The sequence below is a fragment of the Ruegeria sp. HKCCA6707 genome (assembly GCF_013033515.1).
In the GTDB taxonomy this organism is placed as follows: Bacteria; Pseudomonadota; Alphaproteobacteria; order Rhodobacterales; family Rhodobacteraceae; genus Ruegeria.
On record NZ_WQEG01000001.1, the window covers coordinates 1,184,194 to 1,208,848 of the forward strand.

16 protein-coding genes are annotated in these 24,655 nt (G+C 56.8%); 14 read left to right on the forward strand and 2 right to left on the reverse strand.

What is annotated here, in order from left to right:
• The first annotated feature begins 163 nt into the window (after window positions 1-163).
• From GOW40_RS05850 to GOW40_RS05900, 11 genes are all read left to right on the forward strand, one after another.
• Complete coding sequence (locus tag GOW40_RS05850) at window positions 164-1,066, forward strand: 5-bromo-4-chloroindolyl phosphate hydrolysis family protein (protein WP_171136693.1); 903 nt, start codon at window positions 164-166, stop codon at window positions 1,064-1,066.
• Between the two features lie 31 nt (window positions 1,067-1,097).
• Window positions 1,098-2,288 carry a toxic anion resistance protein gene (locus GOW40_RS05855; protein ID WP_171101843.1) on the forward strand — a complete coding sequence of 397 codons (1,191 nt, stop codon included), beginning with the start codon at window positions 1,098-1,100 and terminating at the stop codon, window positions 2,286-2,288.
• Window positions 2,289-2,311: 23 nt separating this feature from the next.
• A complete protein-coding gene (locus GOW40_RS05860) occupies window positions 2,312-3,262 on the forward strand; it encodes a DUF2927 domain-containing protein (protein WP_171133555.1) in 951 nt (316 codons plus the stop codon).
• Window positions 3,263-3,284: 22 nt separating this feature from the next.
• Complete coding sequence (locus GOW40_RS05865; protein WP_171133541.1) at window positions 3,285-4,433, forward strand: SPFH domain-containing protein; 1,149 nt, start codon at window positions 3,285-3,287, stop codon at window positions 4,431-4,433.
• Between the two features lie 30 nt (window positions 4,434-4,463).
• Window positions 4,464-5,555 (forward strand): TFIIB-type zinc finger domain-containing protein, encoded by a 1,092-nt coding sequence (locus GOW40_RS05870; protein WP_171133542.1) that lies wholly within the window; start codon window positions 4,464-4,466, stop codon window positions 5,553-5,555.
• A gap of 62 nt (window positions 5,556-5,617) precedes the next feature.
• Window positions 5,618-6,058 (forward strand): D-aminoacyl-tRNA deacylase, encoded by a 441-nt coding sequence (gene dtd, locus GOW40_RS05875; RefSeq protein ID WP_171133543.1) that lies wholly within the window; start codon window positions 5,618-5,620, stop codon window positions 6,056-6,058.
• A 116-nt stretch (window positions 6,059-6,174) separates the two neighbouring features.
• Window positions 6,175-8,169, forward strand: coding sequence for a CocE/NonD family hydrolase (locus tag GOW40_RS05880; protein WP_171133544.1), 1,995 nt, complete (start codon window positions 6,175-6,177; stop codon window positions 8,167-8,169).
• 124 nt (window positions 8,170-8,293) lie between these two features.
• Window positions 8,294-9,880 carry an ABC transporter substrate-binding protein gene (locus GOW40_RS05885; RefSeq protein WP_171133545.1) on the forward strand — a complete coding sequence of 529 codons (1,587 nt, stop codon included), beginning with the start codon at window positions 8,294-8,296 and terminating at the stop codon, window positions 9,878-9,880.
• Window positions 9,881-9,895: 15 nt separating this feature from the next.
• Entirely contained in the window at window positions 9,896-10,852 is a 957-nt protein-coding gene (locus GOW40_RS05890) for an ABC transporter permease (RefSeq protein ID WP_171101837.1), read from the forward strand.
• Complete coding sequence (locus GOW40_RS05895) at window positions 10,849-11,664, forward strand: ABC transporter permease (RefSeq protein WP_171133546.1); 816 nt, start codon at window positions 10,849-10,851, stop codon at window positions 11,662-11,664. The genes GOW40_RS05890 and GOW40_RS05895 overlap by 4 nt, the downstream gene beginning before the upstream one ends.
• Window positions 11,661-13,298 carry an ABC transporter ATP-binding protein gene (locus tag GOW40_RS05900; RefSeq protein ID WP_171133547.1) on the forward strand — a complete coding sequence of 546 codons (1,638 nt, stop codon included), beginning with the start codon at window positions 11,661-11,663 and terminating at the stop codon, window positions 13,296-13,298. Before GOW40_RS05895 ends, GOW40_RS05900 begins: the two co-directional genes overlap by 4 nt.
• 201 nt (window positions 13,299-13,499) lie before the next feature.
• On the opposite strand, the gene GOW40_RS05905 is transcribed toward GOW40_RS05900, so the two are convergent.
• The gene (locus tag GOW40_RS05905; protein WP_171133548.1) at window positions 13,500-14,840 is read right to left on the reverse strand and encodes an adenylate/guanylate cyclase domain-containing protein; all 1,341 of its coding nucleotides are present in this window, start codon (window positions 14,838-14,840) and stop codon (window positions 13,500-13,502) included.
• A gap of 463 nt (window positions 14,841-15,303) precedes the next feature.
• Here GOW40_RS05905 and GOW40_RS05910 point away from each other — a divergent pair, with 463 nt between their 5' ends.
• The 3 genes from GOW40_RS05910 to GOW40_RS05920 are packed head-to-tail and all read left to right on the forward strand — an operon-like array spanning window position 15,304 to window position 24,164.
• Window positions 15,304-22,800, forward strand: a complete 7,497-nt coding sequence (locus GOW40_RS05910; RefSeq protein WP_171136690.1) for a GAF domain-containing protein — start codon at window positions 15,304-15,306, stop codon at window positions 22,798-22,800.
• Between the two features lie 10 nt (window positions 22,801-22,810).
• Window positions 22,811-23,143 carry an Hpt domain-containing protein gene (locus GOW40_RS05915; protein WP_171133550.1) on the forward strand — a complete coding sequence of 111 codons (333 nt, stop codon included), beginning with the start codon at window positions 22,811-22,813 and terminating at the stop codon, window positions 23,141-23,143.
• The gene (locus GOW40_RS05920) at window positions 23,136-24,164 is read left to right on the forward strand and encodes an adenylate/guanylate cyclase domain-containing protein (protein ID WP_171133551.1); all 1,029 of its coding nucleotides are present in this window, start codon (window positions 23,136-23,138) and stop codon (window positions 24,162-24,164) included. Before GOW40_RS05915 ends, GOW40_RS05920 begins: the two co-directional genes overlap by 8 nt.
• 99 nt (window positions 24,165-24,263) lie before the next feature.
• Here GOW40_RS05920 and GOW40_RS05925 read toward each other — a convergent pair.
• Window positions 24,264-24,655: hydantoinase B/oxoprolinase family protein (locus GOW40_RS05925; RefSeq protein ID WP_171133552.1), on the reverse strand; the 392-nt coding region annotated here is incomplete at its 5' end.

Genomic DNA, 24,655 nt, shown 5'->3' on the forward strand with positions numbered 1-24,655 from the left:
GAACCTTCCCCCTAGCGCCAAGCCTCCGATTCACCTAAATTTTCTGTGAGGCGCACAGCTGGGGGGTGCCATGTCCGGAAGCGGAGTTCAGAAACTGACCTATGTGGTGCTGCTTGCGCTGATGTTCGGTGTATGCACCGGCCTTCTGGGAGGGTTGTGAGCCATGGCCAAGCGCTTTGGCGGTAAATACAGCCCCGACGGTCCGCCCTCATCCGATCCGCAAACTCAACGCGGACAATTCCAGGGCGCCCGCGTCGAACCGGCAGGCGCACGCGCGAACCTGTTGTTTTTACCTGCAATACCATTGATTTTTCTGTCTCTGAACGACGGTGCGATTGGCATGACCATCGGGTTGATCGCGGCTGGCGTCCTAACGGCTGCAGCATTTCTGTTGCGCGAGGGCCTGCGCGCCGAAGCCGCGTATAATGCGCGGCGCACGGCCCGCCGACCGTCTTTTCCACGCAAGATTTTCGCCAGTCTTTTGACCGGCCTGGGCATTGCCTTGGCGGCCTACCGCACCGAGTTCCTTGATGGACAAGCGGGTCTTGTAGCTCCGATCCTGTTTGGGATTGCCGCTGGTGTTCTGCATTCCGTCTCGTTCGGTATCGACCCGATGAAAGACAAGGGCATGGAGGGGATCGACACCTTCCAGCAAGACCGAGTTGCCCGGGTCGTGGAAGATGCCGAAGCCCATTTGACGGCAATGACAGATGCCATAAAACGCGCGGGCGATCGGCAGATCGAGTCGCGCCTGGAACGGTTTCAGGAGACCGCCCGCGAACTGTTCCGGACAGTCGAGGAAGACCCCCGCGATTTGGCTGGGGCGCGGAAGTATTTGACGGTTTACCTTCAGGGGGCCCGCGACGCGACCATCAAGTTTTCAGACGTGTACGCTCGCACCCGCGACCCTCAGGCTTTGGCAGATTACGCTGCCCTGTTGGACGACCTGGAACAGAATTTTGCGGCCCGCACGCGTAAGATGCTGCTGGACGACCGCAGCGATATGACAGTTGAAATTGATGTGCTGCGCGAAAGGCTGCAGCGTGAAGGCGTCCGGTTGGACTGACCGGCCATTTTTTTGAGCGAGGATCATCCCCATGTCCGATACAGTTAAGAACAAGGCGGTCGAAGCCGAAACACTGGTGCAGGAAGTCACAGCAGTCGCATTGCCTGAACCGAAGACGGACATCGTGCCGCTGGAAGAGGCCGACGAGCCTGTCGGCGCCGAGATCCGCAAGCGCATGGCCGAGATTGATATGGAAAACACCAATTCGATCATCGCCTTTGGCTCGGGCGCGCAAACCGAATTGCAGGAAATCAGCCAGGCGATGCTGGCAGATGTACGCAACAAGGATGTAGGCCCCGCGGGGGACAGCCTGCGCAACATCGTAACCACGATCCGCGGCTTTTCGGTCAGCGAGTTGGATGTACGCCGCGAACGCAGCTGGTGGGAAAAACTGCTGGGCAAGGCCGCGCCCTTTGCCAAGTTCACCGCAAAGTATGAAGAGGTACAAGGCCAGATCGATCGGATCACGGACGATCTTCTGGGCCACGAACATACGCTGCTGAAAGACATCAAGTCCTTGGATCTTCTTTATGAAAAGACGCTGGGTTTCTACGACGAACTGGCGCTCTATATCGCGGCGGGTGAGGAAAAGCTGACCGAGCTGGACAGCCATGACATCCCCGAGAAAGAAGCCGAGGTGCAGGCTTCGCCTGAAGATCAGCAAGTGATGAAAGCGCAAGAACTGCGCGATCTGCGTGCCGCCCGCGACGATCTGGAACGTCGGGTTCACGACCTGAAACTGACGCGCCAAGTGACGATGCAATCGCTTCCGTCAATCCGTCTGGTGCAGGAAAACGACAAGTCGCTGGTGACCAAGATCAACTCGACGCTCGTCAACACGGTGCCCTTGTGGGAAACGCAACTGGCGCAGGCCGTCACTATTCAGCGCAGCGCCGAGGCCGCGGCTGCGGTCCGCGATGCCAATGATCTGACCAATGAACTGCTGACCTCGAACGCGGCCAATCTGCGAGACTCCAACAAGATGATCCGCGAGGAAATGGAACGCGGCGTGTTTGACATCGAAGCAGTCAAACAGGCCAATGCCGATCTGATCGGAACAATCAACGAAAGCCTGGCGATCGCAGATGAAGGCAAGGCTAAACGCGCAGCCGCCGAAGAGGATCTGAAAAAGATGGAAGCCGAACTGCGCGACACACTGGCCTCAGCCAAGGCACGCCAGGATGGCACCGGCGACACAGCCGGAACAGCCGTACCAGGCTAACAGGCGGTCGGAACGTGGCGCTGATGAAATACCGAAATTTCGCCTTTGGGCTGGCCGCTTGTCTGGGGCTGGCCAATTGTGATGAGGCTTTGACCACATCCTTTGAACCGGAATCAAAGCCAGTTTCACCTGCGGAAGTGCCCGCAAACGCCTATGTTCCACCCTCTGCCGCCAGCCAGGATCTGGCACGGTTCTATGCACGTGTCGAACGGGATCTGTTAACACGGGGTTTGCTGCGCACCGATGGTGGCGGACCCGACACGCCCTATGACGCCAGCGATCTTGAGCGGAATTTCGAAGCCATCGCGTTTTACAGCGAATACCCGGATCATTCGATCTCTATTGGTACAATTCAGACAAATGGGCAGCTTAGCCGCTGGTCTGGGCCTGTGCGACTTCAGACCGAATTTGGTCCCACTGTCGCACCAGAGGTGCGTGATCAGGATCAGGCCCGGGTCGAAGCCTATGCCCAGCGCTTATCCAAACTGACATCCCACCCGATCTCGACCGTCAACCGGCGGGGCAATTTTCTGGTGTTCTTTGCCGGCAAGGATGACAGCGCCTATGTGGTCAGTCGGTTGAAAAGCTTGATTCCCGGCATCAGCCAATCAGCGCTCGAACTGGTGGCTAACCCAAGACCCAATTTCGATTGTTTTGTCTTCGCCTCTGCGACCAGTCAGAACCCGTTCAACTACGTTCGTGCCGTCACATTGATCCGGGCGGAATTGCCGGATCTGGTGCGGCTCAGCTGTATCCACGAAGAGATCGCGCAAGGACTGGGCTTGTCAAATGACAGCCCCGCCGCAAGACCGTCGATCTTCAATGACGATGATGAGTTTGCGCTTTTGACAAGCCATGATGAGAAATTGCTGACGATGCTTTACGATCCTCGCCTCAAATCTGGTGTTGCCATAGAAGACGCACGCCCCGTGATGCGGATCATTGCACGTGAATTGACAGGGCAATCGCTCTGACCCCAAGGACAGGAGACCCCAAATGGGCATTTTCGATTTTCTGACCGGAGAATTTATTGACGTCATCCATTGGGTTGATGACACCCGAGACACGATGGTCTGGCGATTCGAGCGCGAGGGCCACGAGATCAAGTACGGGGCAAAGCTGACCGTGCGTGAAGGGCAATCGGCGGTCTTTGTCCACGAAGGACAGTTGGCGGATGTGTTTACGCCCGGGCTTTATATGCTTGAAACCAACAACATGCCGATCCTGACGACGTTGCAACATTGGGATCACGGGTTTCAGTCACCGTTCAAGTCCGAGATCTATTTCGTCAACACCACCCGGTTCAATGATCTGAAATGGGGCACAAAGAACCCGATCATGCTGCGCGACCCCGAATTTGGGCCGACGCGCATCCGGGCCTTTGGCACCTATACGGTACGCGTGAAAGACCCGGCCAAGTTTCTGGTCGAGATCGTGGGCACAGATGGCGAGTTCACGATGGATGAGATCAGCTTTCAGATCCGCAACATCATCGTCCAAGAGTTCAGCCGCGTGATTGCAGGCTCGGGCATCCCGGTATTGGATATGGCCGCCAATACGGCGGATCTGGGCAAACTGATTGCCGCCGAAGTCTCGCCGGTTCTGGAGGGCTATGGGCTGGAGATGCCCGAGTTTTATATCGAGAATATCTCGTTGCCACCCGCGGTTGAGGCCGCGCTGGACAAGCGCACCTCGATGGGGCTTGCCGGAGATTTGGGCAAGTTCACGCAGTATTCTGCCGCTGAAGCGATGACAGCGGCGGCCAATAATCCCGGCCAGGGTGGCGGCATGGGCGCCGGTCTTGGCATGGGTATGGGAATGGCCATGGCCAACCAGATGGCGAACATGGCAGCGGGTCAACCGAGCGGCCCGTGGGGCAGTTCCGCCCCCGTTGCCCCACAGCCCTCAGCGCAGGCGGCGCCGCCGCCCCCACCTCCTGTCGAGCATGTATGGCATATCGCCGTGGACGGTCAGACAAGCGGGCCGTTTTCCAAGGCCAAGATGGGGCGCATGGCCACGGAGGGCGAGCTGACGCGTGACACCCACGTCTGGACCGCTGGCCAGGATGGATGGAAAAAGGCCGGCGATGTGCAGGAGCTTGCGCAATTGTTCACGATCCTGCCGCCTCCTCCACCGGGGGCGTAACTGCGTTAGATCGCTCCGGAGACAGACGGTATGGCCAAGGATGAACATCGTTTTCCCTGCGACCAATGTGGCGCGGATTATCGGTTCGATCCCGACATCGGCACACTGACCTGCGATCATTGCGGGCATTCGAAACCTGTGGGTTCTGGCCCCTGGGGAGCGGCCACTCTGCGCGAGTTGAACTTTGATGCAGCGATCGCCGACCGGCTTCCAGACAGTGAGATCGAAGAAACCCGTGTTCTGAGCTGCCCGAACTGCGCGGCTCAGGTAGAGTTCGATCCAAACACGCATGCCGCCGAATGTCCGTTTTGCGCCACGCCGGTGGTTACCGATACCGGCACAAACCGTCATATCAAACCCAAAGGCGTTCTGCCTTTTGCCCTGGACGAACGTGCCGCACACAAGGCCATGAGCAATTGGCTGGGTCGGCTTTGGTTCGCGCCAAATGGGTTGAAAGACTATGCGCGGAAGGGTCGGAAAATGCAGGGGATTTATGTGCCCTATTGGACCTTCGACGCAGACACCAAGACGCAATATCGGGGCGAACGTGGCGTCGTCTATTACGAAACGCACACTGTCATGCGCGATGGCAAACGGGTTCAGCAACAGGTGGCCAAGGTGCGATGGTCGCCGAAATCGGGCAGGGTTGCGCGGTTTTTTGATGATGTGCTGGTGCTGGCCTCTACCTCGCTGCCAAAGTCTTATACTGATGCGCTGGAACCCTGGGATTTGCCCGCACTCGAGCCTTATCAACCGGAATATCTGGCTGGATTCCGGGCAGAGGCCTACACCGTGCCACTGCGGGACGGCTATCAGCAGGCGCGCGGGTATATGGCACGGGTCATCGAGCGGGACGTGCGGTTTGACATCGGCGGGGATCGTCAGCGCATACATGCCGTCGATACCGAGGTGCGCGACGTGACGTTCAAACACATCCTGCTGCCAGTCTGGTTGGCCGCCTACAAGTACCGTGGGCAAACCTATCGTTTTGTCGTGAACGGGCGCACAGGACGCGTTCAGGGCGAGCGCCCATGGTCGGCCCTCAAGATCACAATTGCCGTCGTGCTGGGCTTACTGGTTGCCGCCGGTATCGGCTACATGATGGCCACCGGGCAACAATAGTTGACGCCCGCAAGCTGCGAACTGGGCCTAAGGCACTGATCTCAATAAAAAGGAACACCAGAATGCGCGCGCTGCTTCAACGCATCTCTCACGCGAAGGTTTCAGTTGATAACCGCGTCGTGGGTCAATCAGGCCCCGGGCTATTGATCCTTGTTTGCGCGATGCAAGGGGATGGGACGGATCAGGCACGGCACCTGGCCACCAAAATCTCAAAGCTGCGGGTTTTTCAGGATGACGCGGGCAAGATGAACCGGTCGCTATTGGACACCGGGGGTTCGGCCCTTGTGGTCAGTCAATTCACCCTGGCTGCCGATACCTCTCGCGGGAACAGGCCGGGATATTCCAACGCAGCGGGCCCAGAGCTGGGCGCACAGCTTGTCGAAAGCTTTGTGAAAGACCTCACCGCGCTTGGTATTTCTGTTGAAACCGGTGTTTTCGGAGCGGATATGGCTGTTGAACTGGTCAATGACGGGCCGGTCACCATCTGGATGGATACGGACTGAACCTGCGCTTTGGCCCCGTTCAACCTGCCTGAAACAGCTCAAGAAATGTCGCGAATCTTACGCCTTTTGACGCGAATCGCCTTTTCAATCCCCAACCCGCCCCGCAGACTGACTGCATGTCATCCAGCCAGACTTCTCTGCGAGAGATCGAGGACATCCCGGATCTGGGGATCATGATGCCGGATGGGCATCGGCTGTCGGCGCGCGTTTGGCGCCCGGTCGACGCCAGCGACAAACCTGTACCTGCCATTCTGGAATACCTGCCCTATCGCAAACGCGACGGCACCTCGGTGCGGGATGCACTGACCCATCCGTGGTTTGCCAAACGCGGCTATGCCTGCATCCGCGTCGACATGCGCGGCAATGGCGACAGCGAAGGGCTGATGGAAGACGAGTACACCCAGCAAGAGCTGGACGACGCCGTGAGCGTCATCGATTGGCTGGCCGAACAGTCTTGGTGCAATGGCGCTGTTGGGATGATGGGGATCAGTTGGGGGGGCTTCAATGCGTTGCAAGTGGCGGCGATGCAGCCCGAACCCTTGAAAGCGATTATTACCCTATGTTCGACCGCAGATCGCTATGCCGATGACATTCACTTTAAGGAGGGATGCCTGCTGAATGAGAATTTGGGCTGGGGCGCGACCATGTGGTCCTATTCCTCTCGCCCGCCGGATCCTGACCTGCGCGAGACATGGCGGACCTTATGGCTGGACCGGCTGGAAAACCAACCTTTCCTGCCATCAACCTGGCTGAGACATCAGACACGGGATGAATATTGGCAGCACGGTTCGGTTTGCGAAGATTTCAGCGCTATAAAAGCCGCCACGCTTGCCGTCGGCGGATGGGGCGATGCCTATAAGAACACGGTGCCTTGGCTGGTGGAACGGTTGCATGCCCCGGTCAAAGGCATCGTAGGTCCGTGGGTTCACAAATACCCGCATTTCGCTGTGCCCGAGCCGCGTATCGGGTTTCTTCAGGAAGCGCTGCGCTGGTGGGATCATTGGCTGAAGGGAGAAGACAACCGCGTTGAAGAGGACCCGGATTATCGTGCTTACCTGATGGACGGGGTGCGCCCGGCCCGGTGGTATCCCGAGCGCCCAGGGCGCTGGATCTGCGAAACAGATGGGGCCACATCACATCTGCCGGTCACCCGGCTTGCATTGACCGACGCGGGCCTGGGGCACGGTGCCGGATTGGATTGCCGGGTGCGCTCACCGCAAACCTGCGGCATCGACGGCGGCGAATACTGCGCCATCTGGCTGGGCCCCGATATGCCCGGGGATCAACGCGCCGACGATGCCCTGTCTGCGTGTTTCGATAGCGTACCGCTCGCAGATCATATGGATATTGTGGGCGCCCCGAAAATCCGTCTGAGCCTGAGCACCGACAAACCACAAGCTCAGCTGGCTGTCAGGTTGAACCATGTGCACCCCGATGGAGCCTCGACACGTATCACATATGGCGTGCTGAACCTCTGTCATCGCGACAGCCACGCCGAGCCATCGGCACTGACACCTGGCGAAACGTTCGACGTGGAACTGGCCCTTGATCACATCGCCTATCGTGTTCCCAAGGGGCACCGGTTGCGGGTTGCGATTTCGACCGCATATTGGCCTCTCATCTGGCCCGCGCCCGAGGCAGCGGAGTTGCATTTGGCCGCTGGTGACATCGCCATTCCGACCCGTCCCTCCGGGCAAGATGACGAATGGAGCTTTGAACCACCCGAAACGGAAGATCCCAAGCCACAGACGGTTTTGCGCAAATCGCAGAACAGCCGGCAGGCGGTTACGGACATGAATACGGGTGAGATCCATTTGGTCATAGAAGACGACTTCGGCAAGACCCGCGATGACCTGCATGGTTTGATCACTGGCAGCACAGCCTATGAAAAGTGGTCAATCCACCCGGACGATCCGCTTTCGGCGCGCGGCGAATGCCGTTGGACACAAGAGCTTCGGCGCGGCGAAATCGACCTGCGTACCGAAGCAAGTTGCGCAATGTGGTCGGATGCCACCCATTTCCATCTGACGGCAACGCTCAACGCTTTCGAGAACGCAGAGATGGTCTTTTCAGAGACGATCGAAGACAAAGTTCCGCGCAATCATATGTAGGTGACTGGTACATGTGTCGAACGATAATAACTTGCCCACCTATCCGAATTGCGCCTAAGTTGACTCATGCGTCAACAAAAAGCCCGAACACGGGATCACATCCAATCAACTGGGAGATAGATGGATGAACGAACAGCTCAATTACATGACAAGCCAGGTGACGGCAGGCAAACTGACCCGGCGCGAGTTCATGGGAAAAGCCGCCGCCTTTGGTGTCTCGGCTGCCATGGCCAGCACGATGTTCGCAGATGCAGCCCGTGCTGCTGGTCCGAAAAAAGGCGGTGACCTGAAGTTTGGTCTGCAAGGCGGCGAATCCACCAACTCGCTGGACCCGGCGACCTATGCAAGCTCGGTGCCATTCCAGAACGGCAAACAGTGGGGCGATCAGCTTGTCGAGGTTGCACCCGACGGCACCATCGAACCGCGCCTGGCAGAAAGCGTCGAAGGCAGCGCCGATGCAAAGGTCTGGACATTCAAACTGCGTCAGGGCGTGGAATTCCACAACGGCAAAACCATGACCAGCGAAGACGTGCTGAAGACGATGGAGCGCCACTCGAACGAAGATTCCAAGTCAGGTGCGTTGGGCATCATGAAGGGTATCGAGTCGATGAAGGCCGATGGCGACAATTTCCAGGTCACACTGACCGAAGCCAACGCCGACCTGCCCTATCTGATGGCCGACTATCACCTGATCATTCAGCCCGATGGCGGTATGGATAACCCGGGCGCAGGTATCGGCACTGGCCCCTACAAGGTTGAGGTTGATGAACCTGGCGTGCGCCACCTGTTCACCAAAAACGAAAACCACTGGAACAGCGATTTTGGCAACTTCGACAGTGTCGAAGTGATCGTTATCAACGACGCAACAGCGCGAACAGCAGCGCTGCAGTCGGGTCAGGTGCACGCAATCAACCGTGTCGAACCAAAGGTCGCAGACCTGTTGGGACGTGCGCCCAATCTGACGGTGCATTCGACCGCCGGGCGTGGCCATTATGTCTTCATCATGCATGTCGATACCGCTCCGTTTGACAACAACGAGCTGCGCACAGCGCTGAAATACGCCATCAACCGCGAAGAACTGGTTGAAAAAGTTCTGCGTGGCTATGGCTCGATCGGCAACGACATGCCCATCAACGCGGCCTATCCGCTTTTCGATGAAACCATTCCGCAGCGCGAGTTCAGCATCGAAAAAGCGGCCGAACACTATAAGAAGTCTGGCCATGACGGCTCGCCGATCATCCTGCGCGTTGCTGATGGTGCCTTCCCGGGCGCCGTGGATGCGGCGGCGTTGTTCCAGCAATCGGCTGCTCAGGCCGGAATTCCGCTGGAAATCAAGCGCGAACCGAATGATGGCTACTGGTCCGAAGTGTGGAACGTTCAGCCGTTTTGTGCGTCCTACTGGGGTGGGCGTCCGGTTCAGGATCAGATGTACGCAACCGCGTATCTGTCATCTGCGGACTGGAACGATACCCGGTTCAAGGTTCAGGCCTTCGACGATCTGCTCTTTGCCGCACGCGCAGAGCTGGACCCGGCAAAACGCAAGGACATCTACAGCCAAATGGGCCGCATGGTGCGCGACGAAGGTGGCCTGATCTGCCCGATGTTCAACGACTTTGTCGAAGGGATCAGCAACCAGCTGGACGGTTGGGAAACCGACCCGACACAAGAGCTGATGAACGGCAACATGTCTCGCAAGATGTGGTTCGTGTAGTACGGGCCACGGATAATGCATCCCATCATCAAAATGGTGTTCCAGCGCTTGGCGCTGGGACTCCTGCTTCTCTTCGGTGCATCGGCTCTGATTTTCGGCCTCACCGAAGCTCTCCCCGGAGACGCAGCGCAAGCCGTACTGGGCCAATCCGCAACCCCCGAAGCCCTTGCGAACCTGCGTGAGGAAATGGGCCTGAACCGCCCTGCCCTGACCCGCTATTTCGAATGGCTAGGTGGCATCGTACAGGGCGATCTAGGACAATCCCTGACCAACAAGCTGGACATTGCCGAATCTGTCGGCAGCCGTCTCAGCAACACTCTGTTTCTGGCGTTTTGGGCCGCAATCGTGTCGGTTCCTCTGGCCATTTTCCTGGGCCTGCTGGCCGTGCGCTATCGCAACCGCTGGCCCGACAAGCTGATCTCAGCGGTCACGCTTACAACTATTTCGATCCCCGAGTTTCTGATCGGCTATGTTCTGGTCTATTTCGTTGCCGTGAAACTTGGCATGTTCTCACCTCTTGCGATGATCAACGACTCGATGTCACTGGGTCAAAAGCTGAACTCAATCGCGCTGCCGGTTATCGTTTTGACCATGGTGGTTCTGGCCCACATGATGCGCATGACACGGGCCGCGATCCTGAACGTTATGCAATCGGCCTATGTTGAAACAGCCGAGCTGAAAGGTCTGAGCAATTTTCAGGTCATCTACCGCCATGCTTTGCCCAACGCTGTCGCCCCTATCGTCAATGTGGTGATGCTGAACCTGGCCTATCTGGTCGTTGGCGTCGTCGTCGTTGAAGTGGTGTTTGTCTACCCGGGCATGGGGCAATACCTGGTCGATCACGTGACCAAGCGCGATGTTCCGGTTGTGCTGGCCTGCGGCGTCATCTTTGCCGCGATTTATATCGGGCTGAACATGATTGCAGATATCGTTGCCATTCTGGCCAACCCAAGGCTGAGGCATCCGAAATGAAGAATATCCCTATCTCTGCACTGATCGGACTGGGCTTTACAGCCTTGTATTTCTTCATCGCCATCTTCGCTCCGCTATTGGCACCATACGGCATGGCCGAAGTTGTGGGCGACGTGTGGGAGCCGTCGAGTTCGCAATTCTGGCTGGGTACCGACAATATTGGTCGCGACCTTCTCAGCCGCATGATCTATGGCGGGCGCACGACGATCTTTATCGCCACGGCGGCAACGATCCTCAGCTTTGTCACCGGTTCGATCCTCGGGTTTCTGGCCGCTGTGCTGGGGGGATGGGCGGATCAGGTCATGTCGCGGACGGTTGACCTGATCATGTCGATCCCCTCGCTGATCACCGCCCTCGTGGTTCTGGCCATGGTGCCAGTAACCATTCCGGTGCTGATCGTCGTCATGGGCCTGCTGGACGCAACCCGCGTTTACCGCCTGGCCCGCGCCGTCGCGGTGGATATCGCCGTGATGGACTATGTCGAAGCGGCACGTCTGCGCGGTGAAGGCCAGACCTGGGTCATCTTCCGGGAGATCCTGCCCAACGCCTTGTCGCCACTGGTGGCCGAACTTGGCCTGCGGTTCATCTTCATGGTCCTGTTTGTCTCGACCCTGTCTTTCCTGGGCCTTGGCGTGCAACCGCCGCTGGCGGACTGGGGCGGCATCGTGAAAGAGAACAAGGACGGCATCGTCTATGGCATCGGGGCCGCGCTTTATCCGGCGGTGGCCATCGCAACCCTCGCCATATCGGTCAACCTTGTGGCTGATTGGGTCCTGAACCGCACCACTTCGCTGAAAGGAGGCCGGGGATGAGTGAACCGCTTCTCAAGGTCCGCGACCTCAAGATCGGCGCGACCGTCTATCCGCCGGGCGAGAAACCTCATGATATCGAGATCGTGCACGGGGTCAGCTTTGACCTGGCGCCCGGCAAGGTGCTGGGTCTGATCGGAGAATCCGGGGCGGGCAAGTCCACCATAGGTCTGGCCTCGATGGCCTATGGCCGGGGTGGCGTAAAGATCACCGGTGGCGAGGTTTGGGTTAACGGGCGCGATATCCTGAAGACCTCTCATAGCGATATCCGCAAACTGCGGGGCGGTGAGGTCACATATGTGTCTCAATCCGCGGCGGCGTCGTTCAACCCAGCCAAAAAGATCATGGATCAGGTGGTCGAGGCCGCTGTTGAACAGAAAAAGTTCAGCCGGAAAGAGGCCGAAGCTCGTGCGCGCGAGCTGTTTGCCAAATTGGGTCTCCCAGACCCGGACAATATCGGCAACCGCTATCCGCACCAGGTGTCTGGCGGTCAGCTGCAACGCTGCATGACCGCGCTTGCCTTGTGTCCCGAGCCTGATCTGGTCGTGTTCGACGAACCCACGACGGCTTTGGATGTGACCACGCAGATTGATGTTCTGATGGCCATCAAAGAAGCCATCGCGGATACCGGCGTTGCCGCGCTCTATATCACCCATGACCTCGCGGTCGTGGCACAGGTGAGCGACGACATCATGGTCCTGCGGATGGGCAACACGGTCGAATACGGCAATACCGATCAGATCATCAACAACCCGCAAGAGGACTATACCCAGGCGCTTGTCTCGGTCCGGTCCATCGAACACGAGGAAAAGCAGCCAACGCCCGAGCCGGTGTTGTCTGTCAAAGGCATTACCGCGCGCTACAAGGGCGTTAATTTCGACGTGCTGCACAACGTCAATGTGGATCTTCATCCGGGGCAAACCCTGGCGGTTGTGGGCGAATCCGGCTCTGGCAAGTCGACACTGGCACGGGTGATCACAGGCCTATTGCCTCCCCGCGATGGTGAAATCACCTTTGCCGGGCGTAAGCTTTCTGCCGACCTCAAAGGGCGCACCCGCGAGGACCTGCGTGAGTTACAGATGATCTACCAGATGGCGGATGTTGCGATGAACCCGCGTCAGACCGTTGGTACTATCATCGGGCGCCCGTTGGAGTTCTACTTCAACATGCGTGGGTCGGAAAAGCGCAAGCGGATCATTGAACTTCTGGATGAGATCGAACTGGGCGAAAAGTTCATCGATCGCTATCCGGCAGAGCTGTCTGGCGGGCAGAAACAAAGGGTCTGTATCGCGCGGTCACTGGCCGCCAAGCCAAAGATGATCATCTGCGATGAGGTCACCTCGGCCTTGGATCCACTTGTGGCGGACGGCATCCTGAAACTTCTGCTGGAACTGCAAAAGATCGAGGATGTGGCCTACCTGTTCATCACCCACGATCTGGCGACGGTGCGCGCCATCAGCGACAGCATCGCGGTAATGTATCAAGGCCGCGTCGTCCGCTATGGTCCGAAATCTCAGGTGCTGAGCCCACCCTTCGACGACTATACCGATCTACTCCTCAGCTCGGTCCCAGAAATGCATCTGGGCTGGCTGGAAGAGGTCGTCGCCCACCGCAAAATGGAAAGCGCCGGGAACTGATCACAACAGATGGGGCGGGCTATTGGCCCGTCTTTTTTGTACAAAGCTGCGACTGATTGGTTGCACTTTAGACAGTAGCTTTGCGGGACAAATCGGCCAATCAGTCAAATAGTAGCGATAACTGCATACAGCCAAATCTGGTCGTTCACCCGACTTAAGCGTTGCTGCGCCGCGGCCATCCGAACCGGCCGTTAGCTATCGCTACTTAGAACATCTCCAAACTCTCACGCCAGAGTCTCTTCCGCGTATTTTCTGTACACCTGCATCGATCAAGCCATCGAGATTGGCGGTTGGGTTGCTCCGCTTTATTGCACGCACTAGATCGTCGCTGACAACCAGTTGTGTATCCAATTCTCTGGTCAAGTGTTCGATCCTGCTTGCGATGTTCACATTGTCGCCGATCACACTGTATTCAAGGCGCCGCTCATTTCCAATGTCTCCGGCCACCACGATCCCCCAATGCAGCCCGATGCCCACTCGAACCGATTGTTCGCCGGACAGCGCCCGTTCCGCGTTCCAATCATCCAACGCTTCGATCATTTCAAATGCGCATTTCAATGCATTTTCCGAATCTTGCGGGCTGGTCGTAGGCGTTCCAAACGTCGCCATCAGCCCGTCGCCAATATACTTATCCAACGTGCCGGAATTTTTGAACACTGCCTTGCCTAGCCTGTCGTGATAGCCCCGTAGCAGTTCGATCACCTCGTCGGCAGTCGCTTTCTCACAGAGCTTTGTGAACCCCATAATGTCTGCAAAGAGCACCGCAACATTTTGCTGCTGGCCTTTCGCAAGACCGGCATCTGAACTACTCAGTTGATCCACTACATTCGGTGAAAAGTACCTCGACAAGCTGGCTCGCTTTCTTTCGGTTGATAAGAATTTCCGAACGAGCCTCCGGGATCGCGCAACAACTACAGCAAGCCCAGCCGACAATATCAGCACGACCAGCAATTCTATGGCGGCGTACCCAAGAAATAGAAAATTGAGATCACTACCTGCCGCTAACCAAGCTTCGACAGTCTGTTCGGGCAGGTCAAGATTGCTGTAAACATTTGGCTGGCTCAGAAACCACAACCACATGCCTAGCCGAGCGATCAGGATGCTTACACCGCACCAGAGCACCAAAGACGGCCGGAAGCTGAAAGATGCCTGCATCAGGAACATAAAAAAATAGAGAAACCGTGCCGTATCCATCTGGATCGAAGCAGGCCATTGCGTGTCCGAAAACGGCGTGCCAAGACTGAACATCAAAGCCAGCAACAAACAATCCACCGTTACAAACGCATATTGGGCGCCAATTCCGCCACGACGTGAAAATGCCGCGAAAAACTGCAACCCGCCGAGCAAAACAAAAACAAAGATTTCGAGAAGGTTGAAATAGTAGGATGCGCCTGTTTCCGGGCTGTCAATCGCTTGCCAAAACAACACTACTGCAAGAGCCACAGTTCGGACCTGTGCCGCCAGCATCGTGCCTTGACGCTCTTCCTCAGCGAATGCCGCATCGCTGCGTGATTTTATTCGATCTTGAACGGTTTCGGACATACGCTGGCTAGTTTACCCGACCAAAGTCAAATCACTAAAACATTCTCGCCTTTAGGGAATAGGCGTAGGATAACGTCGTCTGCTTTGGGCTCAAGGCGGACTAACGGCGGCGCAGCCGGTGCATCTAGACCCGTTATGTCGCGCATACTGACGAAATCGCCTTTAGCAAGTCGGCAATAGACGGCTGCTTTGCGCCTTTTGCGACAGCAGCAAAAACACCAAAACGGACTGCAACCGAAACTGTTGTTTAGGCCCGTTTGACACACCGCAGCTCGAATGGTTCAACTACAGCGCGAAAAGCGCTGCTTCCACATATTTACCGCGTTCTGAGATATTGAATTCAATTCACTGTCGGCATTGCAGACAAAGCTCTTTTCCCTCGTTTTCGGGTGATCCGTATCACTTGACTTGGCCATCATGACCAGAAGAAGCTCTTCCCAATCAATTTGGGATACGCGAAACAATGGCTGGCAACAAATCTGCTTCGACAGATCCACGCGCTGGTGCACAGCTAGCTGATCAAGTTGCGCAAAAACGCCTTGACGCGACCACTGCGGTCCTGTCGCTCATCAATGAAAACCCCGAAGACGAACAGCCCGTCTTTGACGCGATCCATGAACATGTTGCCCAACTCTGCGACGCGCCCTTCTCGGGGATTTTCCTCAAAGACGCGACAGGCGATCACCTGACGCTCGTCTCCCACGTTCGGTCCAACCCAGCCTACACCGACGCACCGGGTCATGTCTGGCCTCTTGACGACCCCAGCGGCCACGTACGCGCCTTTGTCAAAAGCGAAGTGGTGCATATCAAAGACCTACGAAAAACCAAAGCGTTCAAATCCGGGCACCCCCAAACCGTGAAAGCGGTCGAGGAAGAAGGCATCAGAGCATTCCTCGGCGTGCCCATGAATGGGCGCGATGGTGCCATAGGGTCCATCGGCGCCTACCGCAAAGATTCCCGCCCCTTCACCGATAGCGAGATCGAACTAGTCAAAACCTTCGCCGCGCAAGCTGTGATCGCGATCCAGAACGTCCGCCAGTTTCGCGAGGTTCAAACGCGGCTCGAACAGGAAAAAGCACTCGGCGAGGTTCTGAATGTCATCAGCCAAAGCCGGGACAATGAACTGCCTGTGTTTGACACGATGCTGGAAAACGCGTGCCGGTTGTGTGGCGCGCAAAGCGCCTGGCTCGTTTTGGTTGATGACACGCGCAGCAGCTTCTCTTTGGTGGCTGCCCGTGGCCGAACACTCCAATCGGTCAAGGTTGGCGACAGCTATTCTCTCAGCAAGCCCTACCAGATTACAAAAACCATACTCGAAGGGATCACGACCGAAATCAGCGATCTGAGGGAGAGCGAAGGGTACAAATCGGGCGAAGAGGTTGCCGTTCAACTCGTCGAAAAAGAAGGGCACCGCGCCCGCCTGAATGTGCCCTTAATGAAAGGGGGGCAAGCTGTCGGCGCATTCATTATCGTCACGACAGAGCCGCGCAAATTCAAACCCGATGAAGTTGCCCTGCTGGAAACCTTCGCTGCGCAGGCTGTCATTGCGCTCGACAACACCCGGCAGTTCCGCGAAGTGCAGGAACGATTGGACCGCGAGAAGGCGTCAGCAGAAATTCTCGACGTGATCAGCCGGTCGCGTGACGATGAAACACCTGTATTCGAGGCCATCCTCGACAATGCGCAGCGCCTGTGCAACGCGCCCATGTCTGCACTCGTTCTCGCCGAACCCAATGATACGCTTCAAACGCTCGGGGCGCACCGCAATCTGCCCGCAAAAACGGTCGAGTTGTATGAAACCGGGCGGATGCCTTTGGACGGGGACACATCCTACAACGCCCGCTCAATCCTCGAGGGTCGTCTGATCCAGTTCGCGGACATGAAACAAAGCGACCTTTATGCTTCGGGCAGCCCAGTTGTGCGCTCGATGGTCGATGACTCCAACATCCGCAGCGTGTTGTTCGCCCCCATGATCAGCGGTCGCAGGGCGATTGGGACGATCACATTGATCCGCCACGATATCGACCCGTTCAGCGACGCCGAAATCGCTCTGGTCGAAACATTTGCGGCCCAAGCGGTCATTGCCATCGAAAACGTTCGCCAGTTCCGCGAAGTACAAGACCGGCTAGAGCGTGAGGCGGCCTCAACGAGAATCTTGGAGGTGATAAGCAAAAGCCGAGACGATGAACGGCCGGTCTTCGAAGTGATACTAGAGTCTGCGACAAAGCTAATGGGTTCTCCATTTGCAGGCCTGCACATGTTGGACCCGACCGACGACAAGGTGCGCTTGGTTTCACAGCTTGGTTTGCGCCCCGACACCCTGAAGGCGCATGACTTTACCTCACCACTGGCAGCACCAGTGATCGTTGCGCGTGCCGTCAAAGAATGTGCCGTCATGCATGTTCATGACTTGGTAGACACACCGCTTTACTCTGAGGGTAACCCGCTGCGTACCGCGATGGTCGACGTCGAAGGCGCGCGGACCGCCTTGGTTGTTCCATTGGTCAGTCAAGGAAAAGGCATCGGCTGCTTGTGGATATTCCGCCGCGAAGTCAAAGCTTATTCAGACGATGAAATTGCATTATTGCAAAGTTTCGCGGCCCAAGCTGTCATCGCCATCGAAAACGTTCGCCAGTTCAGCGAGGTGCAGGAACGGCTTGAACGCGAACAGGCCTCTGCAGAAATTCTGGAAGTCATCAGCCAGGCCCGTGAAGACGAAAACCCCGTCTTCAATGCGATCCTCGAAAACGCAAGCCGTCTGTGCAAGGCTCCGTTGGCCTTCCTCACCGTGGCAGATCATGCCCAAGGCATCGCCACCATCCCCGCCAATATTGGCGCACGGTCCGAATTCAGCGTCGCGCTGGGGGAGTTTGCCGAACCGCTCGACCGCACGGACCTTGTCGCCATCAAGCCCATGCATGACGGCGCGGTCATCCGGCAGGATGATATAACAGACGACCCCATGTATTACCGAGACCGTGATCCCAAACGTGTCCTTCTCGCCGACATGGAAGGCGCACGGTCCGTTCTCGCTGTGCCTCTTATGAAAGACGCTCAGGGGCTAGGTGTCATCGTCCTCTATCGGCGCGAGGTGTCGCCCTTTACCGACAACGATGTTGACCTGGTCAAAACCTTCGCCGCCCAGGCCGTCATAGCGATGGAAAACTCGCGTCAGTTCCGCGAATTGAACGAAACGCTCAATCAACAGACCGCCACCGCTGACGTGCTCAGGACGATCAGCGAGGATGCGTTTGACCTGCCCACCGTGCTGCAAGCGCTGATCACAACCGCTGCGCAGCTGTGTGACGCGTCGATCTGCATCCTTTTTGACCGACGCGATGACGCGATGCATATGGGCGCGAACTACGGCTGTACAGAGGATATGGTGGCGTTCCACAAGGCCAACCCTAATCCGATTGATCGTAGCAACGTGGCCGGACGGGCCGTTCTTGACAAGAAAAGCATCCATGTCCCGGACGTCACGCAAGACACCGAATACACGCTCAAGCAATCTTATAAACTCGGCGGTTGGCGCTCGATCATCGCGGTGCCGCTCATCCGCAACGATGAAGTCATCGCCGTCCTCGCTCTCTCTCGCCCCAAGGCCGGGCCGTTTTCCGACCGCCAGATCGAGCTGGTAGAAACCTTCGCCGACCAGGCTGTGATCGCCATCAACAATGCCAATCTCTTTGCCGAAGTACAGGACCGCACCGCAGAGGTTACGCAGGCGCTGGAATACCAAACTGCATCGTCCGAAGTGCTACGTGTGATCTCAGCCTCTCCCAACGAACTGTCCCCGGTTCTTGACGCCATTCTGCAAGAGGCGTCGCGCATCTGCGAATTGCAGGACGCATATGTCGCGATGCTGAACCCGGATGATGGACTGTTTCATGTGCAGTCGACACTCACGAAAGATTCCGATTTCGCGACATATCTGCGCACGCATCCCATGGCTCCGGGCACCGACAGCGTGAGCGGGCGGGCCATCCAGTCAAAAGAGACCCATTACATCGAAGACGTCGATGCCGATGCCCACTACACGTGGCAGGACAATGCCGGTGTTGGGCTCTACAAATCCCTCCTCGGCGTTCCCCTGATCAAGAATGGCACGGTCGTCGGTGTCATCTCACTCGGTGCCCCAGTGGTGTCCGGGTTCTCGACCAAACAAATCCAGCTGCTGGAAACCTTCGCCGATCAGGCTGTGATCGCCATTACGAACGCCAACCTGTTTCAGGAGGTCGAAGAGCGCACCGCCGAAGTCACGCAAGCGCTGGAATACCAGACCGCGACCTCCGAAGTGCTCGAAGTCATCTCGCGCTCACCGAACGAGGTGGACCCGGTCCTCAAAACGATCCTGACGGTCGGCGTGCGCATCTGCCAATCCGAGGCCTCATATGTCGCGCTTTTGAACGAAGAAACCGACATATACGACATCGCTGCTACTCATAATTCAAGCGACGCACATTATGACGTCATCCGAAAGCAAGTCTTTTCGCGCGATAAAGGCACTGGTACGGGCCGGGCCGCGCTGACAGGCAGGACGGTCTATATCCCCGATTTTTCAACAGACCCGGATTACGCGTGGAAAAACGAAGCGCTCGCCGCCGGTTTCCGTTCATCCCTGAGCGTACCCCTGATCAAGGACGGTGTGACTCTTGGCGTGATCTCGTTTGCCCATTCGCAGATAGACGCATTTACCGAAAAACAGATCGCACTTGTTGAAACCTTTGCGTCCCAAGCCGTCATTGCGTTGAACAACACCCGCCTTTTTGACGAGGTGCAGGCAAGGACGGCAGAAGTTGAAGAAGCTTTGGAATATCAAAAAGCGTCTTCCGAAGTGCTTGAAGTGATCTCGCGCTCGCCAGACGCGTTGGAACCGGTGCTAGAAGCTTTGCTGGCCGTTTCATCGCGCATCTGTCGGCTGCAAGACGCATTTGTCGCGCTCAAAAGCCCCGATGATGGCAAGTACCACTATTTTACCGGACACAACGTATCGGAAGAGTTTGCCGATTTCATCAGAGCCAATCCATTTGAACCGGGTGAGGGATCGACAACGTCGCGTTGTTTAAAGAGTGGGCGCGCCGAATACGTTGAAGATGTGAACCTGGACCCGAATTACGCCCCCGCGTTCCGCCCGAATATCAGCGGCTATAGGTCGGTCTTGGGCGTGCCTCTGATTGCGGATGGCAAAACCATCGGCGTGATCAGCATGGGCAGCCGCGATGTCGCAGCATTCGACAGAAAGCAAATAAGGTTGATGGAAACCTTCGCCGCGCAAGCTGTGATCGCGATCCAAAACGCGCGGCTCTTTGATGAGGTTCAGGCGCGAACAGCCGAGGTTGAAGAGTCGCTTGTGCGCGAGCAAGCGAATGCCGAGATTTTGCAGGTGATCAATGAATCCTCGGCCGATCTGCAACCCGTCTTTGACCTCATGGTGAAACGCGCGGCCGAACTTTGCAACGCGCGTTTCTGCGTCCTCGATCAGTACGACGGGAAATCCTATACCTACCAGGCTCAATACGGGTTCACACGCGATATGATCGACGAGCTCGACGCTGGTTATGAGCGCAACGCGCCTCAGGGTCATGTCGGGTACGAGGTCATCACGCGCGGTGAGATCTATGCCGTAGCGGATGCGCAGACCCAGGGCGATTACCTCTCAAACGACTTTGCGCAACGGCTCGGGTTCCGCCATGTCCTCGGCGTGCCAGTTCGTGTGAACGGCGCGGTGGAATTTGCCATTGTACTTGGCTGGCCGAGCGCCGAACCGCCCGCAACCGCGCATGTGGACCTTGTCCAGAACTTCGCCAACCAGGCCAGCATCGCGATCCAGAACGCACGTCTGTTCAACGAAACGCAGTCCGCTCTGGCACGGCAAACCGCAAGTGCGGACGTTCTGCGGGTTATCAGCCAGTCACCAACCGACACGACTCCTGTTTTCGAAGCCATAGCGCGCGCGGGCACGCATTTGCTCGCCTGTGATCGTGTGACCGTCATCTTGCGACATGCAACAAATGAGACGTTTGTGCCGATCGCGGGTTCGAACAAGGACAGTCCATTGGCGAATCTGTCTTCATCCGAAGTAAAGATTGATCCGACTTTGAACTACCCGTCCCGCGTTCTGACTGATGGGAAAATGATCCACATCCCGGATACGAGCGTGATTGATCCGTTGCCCTATGAGGTGGACACCTTCGCAAAGTTCAACATCAAATCGGTTTTGTTTTTGCCGCTCATGCGGGATGGCAAACCAATTGGGGTTTTGATCTTCGCACAGAACAAAACACCCCGCGCTTTCACCGAAGATGAGATCAAGCTCGCCAATTCATTTTGCGACCAAGCTGTCATTGCCATCGAAAACGCGCGCCTGTTCAAAGAGGCTGAGGATGCCCGCAAGGCGGCCGAAGAAGCAAACGAAGCCAAAAGCGCCTTCCTCGCCACCATGTCCCACGAAATCCGCACGCCGATGAATGCCGTGATCGGGATGAGCGGCCTTTTGATGGATACCGACCTGGACGCTGAACAGGCGGATTATGTCGGGACAATCCGGGATAGTGGCGACGCGCTTTTGGGCATCATCAATGAAATCCTCGACTTCTCCAAGATTGAGGCGGGGCAGATGGATATTGAGGAACACCCGTTCGACCTGCGCGACTGTATTGAAAGCGCGTTGGATCTGATTAGCGGGAAGGCCGCGGAAAAAGGCCTTGAGATCGCCTACCTCATGGAGGACTCGGTTCCCCCCGGCATCAGCGCAGACCTGACGCGGCTGCGGCAAATCCTGCTGAACATGCTGTCGAATGCGGTGAAGTTTACAGAAACGGGCGAAGTGGTTGTCAATGTAGCCGCTAAACCCGCAGACAATGGTCATGTGGAGGTGACCATAACCGTGCGCGATACCGGCATCGGTCTGACCAAAGCCGGGATGAAAAGACTGTTCCAGTCCTTTAGCCAAGCCGACAGCTCAACCACCCGTAAATATGGTGGAACTGGCCTGGGTCTTGCTATTTCCAAACGTCTGTCCGAACTCATGGGTGGCACCATGTGGGCCAGCAGCGATGGTGCTGGCAAAGGGTCAACCTTCCACGTAACCATCCGCGCCAAACCGGCCGACCTGCCCGATACCAAAGCGCGCAGCCTGATTGGCAAGCAATCCGAACTGATCGGCAAGCGCATTATGGTGGTCGATGACAACGCCACCAACCTCAAGGTGCTGTCGCTGCAAACCCAGAAATGGGGCACCAAGACGCAAGCCTTTGACAACCCCGAGGACGCAATCCTCGCCATCGACAAAGGTGCGCAATTCGACCTTGCCATTCTGGATATGAACATGCCGCAAATGGACGGGCTCGCTCTGGCCCGTGCGCTGGAAAAACGCGTACCCGACCTGCCCCGCGTTCTGTTCAGTTCGCTGGGTCTGCGCGACATCGAAGCGCAGGACAACCTGTTTCAGGCTTACCTGTCCAAACCACTGCGCCAATCGCATCTGTTTGACACTATGGTCACGCTTTTTGCGCCCAAGGACGCGCCGAAATCGGACAAGAAACGCCCAGCCAAACCAAAAACCGATCCGGACATGGCTAAAAACCACCCGCTCCGCATTCTTTTGGCCGAAGACAACCTCGTAAACCAGAAACTCGCTATGCGGCTTCTCGAACAGATGGGCTATCGCGCCGACCTTGCCAGCAACGGGGCCGAAGCTGTCGAAAGCGTTGCGCGTCAGACATATGACGTGGTGCTGATGGACGTACAGATGCCTGAAATGGACGGGCTTGAAGCGTCGCGCAAACTCAACGCGACATACGCCAAAGACCGACCCAAGATCATCGCCATGACAGCGAATGCCATGCAGGGCGACCGCGAAATGTGTCTTGAGGCCGGCATGGACGACTACATTCCCAAACCCATACGCGTGGATCGTTTGATCCAGGCGCTTCTCAATACGCCCGCCCGCGATTAGGAAAATTTTTATGACCCAGGATTTGATAGACCCCACTATTTTTGAAGAATTGCAAGAAGCTATGGGCCCAGAGTTCGCAACCGAGCTCTTGGACACATTCCTCAACGATGCGGCCAACATGTTTGCCAGTCTGGAACAGGCCGCCTTGGCTCAGGATGCCGACGGCTACCGTCGCGCAGCGCATTCGATCAAATCCAATGCACAAACTTTTGGGGCCACCGCGCTCGCCGATCAGGCCCGGACCATTGAATTGGCTGGAACTATCAACACCGCGGCCATTGAACCGCTTCGCGCCATGTTCGAGGAAACCGCCACCGCATTGAAAGGCCTGATAGATGAATGACATCCAAGGCAACCTTCTGATTGCGGATGACAACAAGGTGAACCGCCTGCTGATGTCGCGCAGCGTCGAACTTCTCGGTCATAAGGCCTCCGTTGCAGAGAACGGGAAAATTGCCTTGGAGATGCTCGCCCAAGAACCCTTTGATGCACTACTTCTCGACATTGAAATGCCAGAAATGGACGGGTTTCAAGTACTTGAAGCAATCAAGACCGATCCCGCCCTGCGCGATCTGCCGGTAATCGTCACCTCATCTGTCGAAGGCTTGGACAACATCGTGCGCTGTATTGAACTTGGCGCCGAAGACTACATTCCAAAGCCCGTCAACAAGGTCCTGCTCAAGGCGCGGCTCAACTCCAGCCTGGAAAAGAAACGGCTGCACGATGAACAAAAACGTTTGCTGAACCGCTTTGCCACCGAAGAGGTCGCAGACGATCTACAAAAATCCGGCTTCGCAATTGGTGGGCGGCGCGTTCATGCGACGATACTCTTTTGTGACATTCGGGACTTCACGGCGCTGTCGGAAAACATGGCTCCGGAAGCGATTATTGAGCTGCTTAACACCTTCTATACGCTCATGTTCGAAGCTGTTTCCAGTCATGGTGGCATCGTCAGTCTCATGGTAGGCGACGGTCTTATGGCGATCTTTGGCGCACCTCAGCCGATCAAAAGCCCCGAACAGAGTGCTGTCGAAGCGGCCAAAGAGATGTTGGAAATGGTTGCGGTGCTCAATGAAGAACGTGCTGCGGAGGGTGAACCCAAACTTCGACTTGGATTTGGAATTGCGACGGGAGAAGTTGTTGCTGGTTATGCCGGTACTGACGCTCGCGCGACGTATACCTGCATCGGCAAAACGGTAAACCGAGCGGCGCGGCTCGAAGCCCACACCAAAACCTCAGACTGCCGTATCCTTTTTGACACAGAAACCCATGACGAATTGATCGAACGCGACGGAGTCCACCGCATCGCCGATGCGCAATTAAAAGGCTTCTCCAACAGTATCAGCGTCTTCGCAATCAAATAGAGTTGTTTTTGATCAGCAATTCGTAATCAGAGCGACTTTGCACTCGCCAGCCTGCCAACCTCTTGGATACCCCGACCTTTGGGCGGGGGTGCACTTGACTCACCCTGCCCGCGCCGCGTTCCCACCGCAGGACGTCCTGATCTCAACAACGTCTTCAGGTGCCAATTCCAGACCGCTCACAAAGACGTAATCCTCGACCGTTTGCCGCGCGCGGTGAACTTTCAGGCTGTTGGTGTGGCCAGACGTAGCGTTCAAGGACCAGACCGGTTCTTTCGCCCGCGAGAACCCCGCCGAGAGGGTCGCTTTGGCGCGCATCTGATACCGGGAGCAAATCCCGGGACCACCCCTGAACTCGACCGCGTTCCCCTCGGAGAATATCAGGCTTTTTTCAAGTACCTCGTAGCCATAGCGCGCCTCTGCGATCTCGACTGGGCAGTTGTCCAGTTCCAGTTCGGCCACGATCTTCTTCAGCCGGGCATTTTCTTTCTCCA

Coding starts and splice junctions, on each gene's coding strand:
- GOW40_RS05850 (WP_171136693.1), top strand. CDS start 164: ATGGCCAAGCGCTTTGGCGGTAAATACAGCCCCGACGGTCCGCCCTCA.
- GOW40_RS05855 (WP_171101843.1), top strand. CDS start 1,098: ATGTCCGATACAGTTAAGAACAAGGCGGTCGAAGCCGAAACACTGGTG.
- GOW40_RS05860 (WP_171133555.1), top strand. CDS start 2,312: ATGAAATACCGAAATTTCGCCTTTGGGCTGGCCGCTTGTCTGGGGCTG.
- GOW40_RS05865 (WP_171133541.1), top strand. CDS start 3,285: ATGGGCATTTTCGATTTTCTGACCGGAGAATTTATTGACGTCATCCAT.
- GOW40_RS05870 (WP_171133542.1), top strand. CDS start 4,464: ATGGCCAAGGATGAACATCGTTTTCCCTGCGACCAATGTGGCGCGGAT.
- dtd (WP_171133543.1), top strand. CDS start 5,618: ATGCGCGCGCTGCTTCAACGCATCTCTCACGCGAAGGTTTCAGTTGAT.
- GOW40_RS05880 (WP_171133544.1), top strand. CDS start 6,175: ATGTCATCCAGCCAGACTTCTCTGCGAGAGATCGAGGACATCCCGGAT.
- GOW40_RS05885 (WP_171133545.1), top strand. CDS start 8,294: ATGAACGAACAGCTCAATTACATGACAAGCCAGGTGACGGCAGGCAAA.
- GOW40_RS05890 (WP_171101837.1), top strand. CDS start 9,896: ATGCATCCCATCATCAAAATGGTGTTCCAGCGCTTGGCGCTGGGACTC.
- GOW40_RS05895 (WP_171133546.1), top strand. CDS start 10,849: ATGAAGAATATCCCTATCTCTGCACTGATCGGACTGGGCTTTACAGCC.
- GOW40_RS05900 (WP_171133547.1), top strand. CDS start 11,661: ATGAGTGAACCGCTTCTCAAGGTCCGCGACCTCAAGATCGGCGCGACC.
- GOW40_RS05905 (WP_171133548.1), bottom strand. CDS start 14,840: ATGTCCGAAACCGTTCAAGATCGAATAAAATCACGCAGCGATGCGGCA.
- GOW40_RS05910 (WP_171136690.1), top strand. CDS start 15,304: ATGGCTGGCAACAAATCTGCTTCGACAGATCCACGCGCTGGTGCACAG.
- GOW40_RS05915 (WP_171133550.1), top strand. CDS start 22,811: ATGACCCAGGATTTGATAGACCCCACTATTTTTGAAGAATTGCAAGAA.
- GOW40_RS05920 (WP_171133551.1), top strand. CDS start 23,136: ATGAATGACATCCAAGGCAACCTTCTGATTGCGGATGACAACAAGGTG.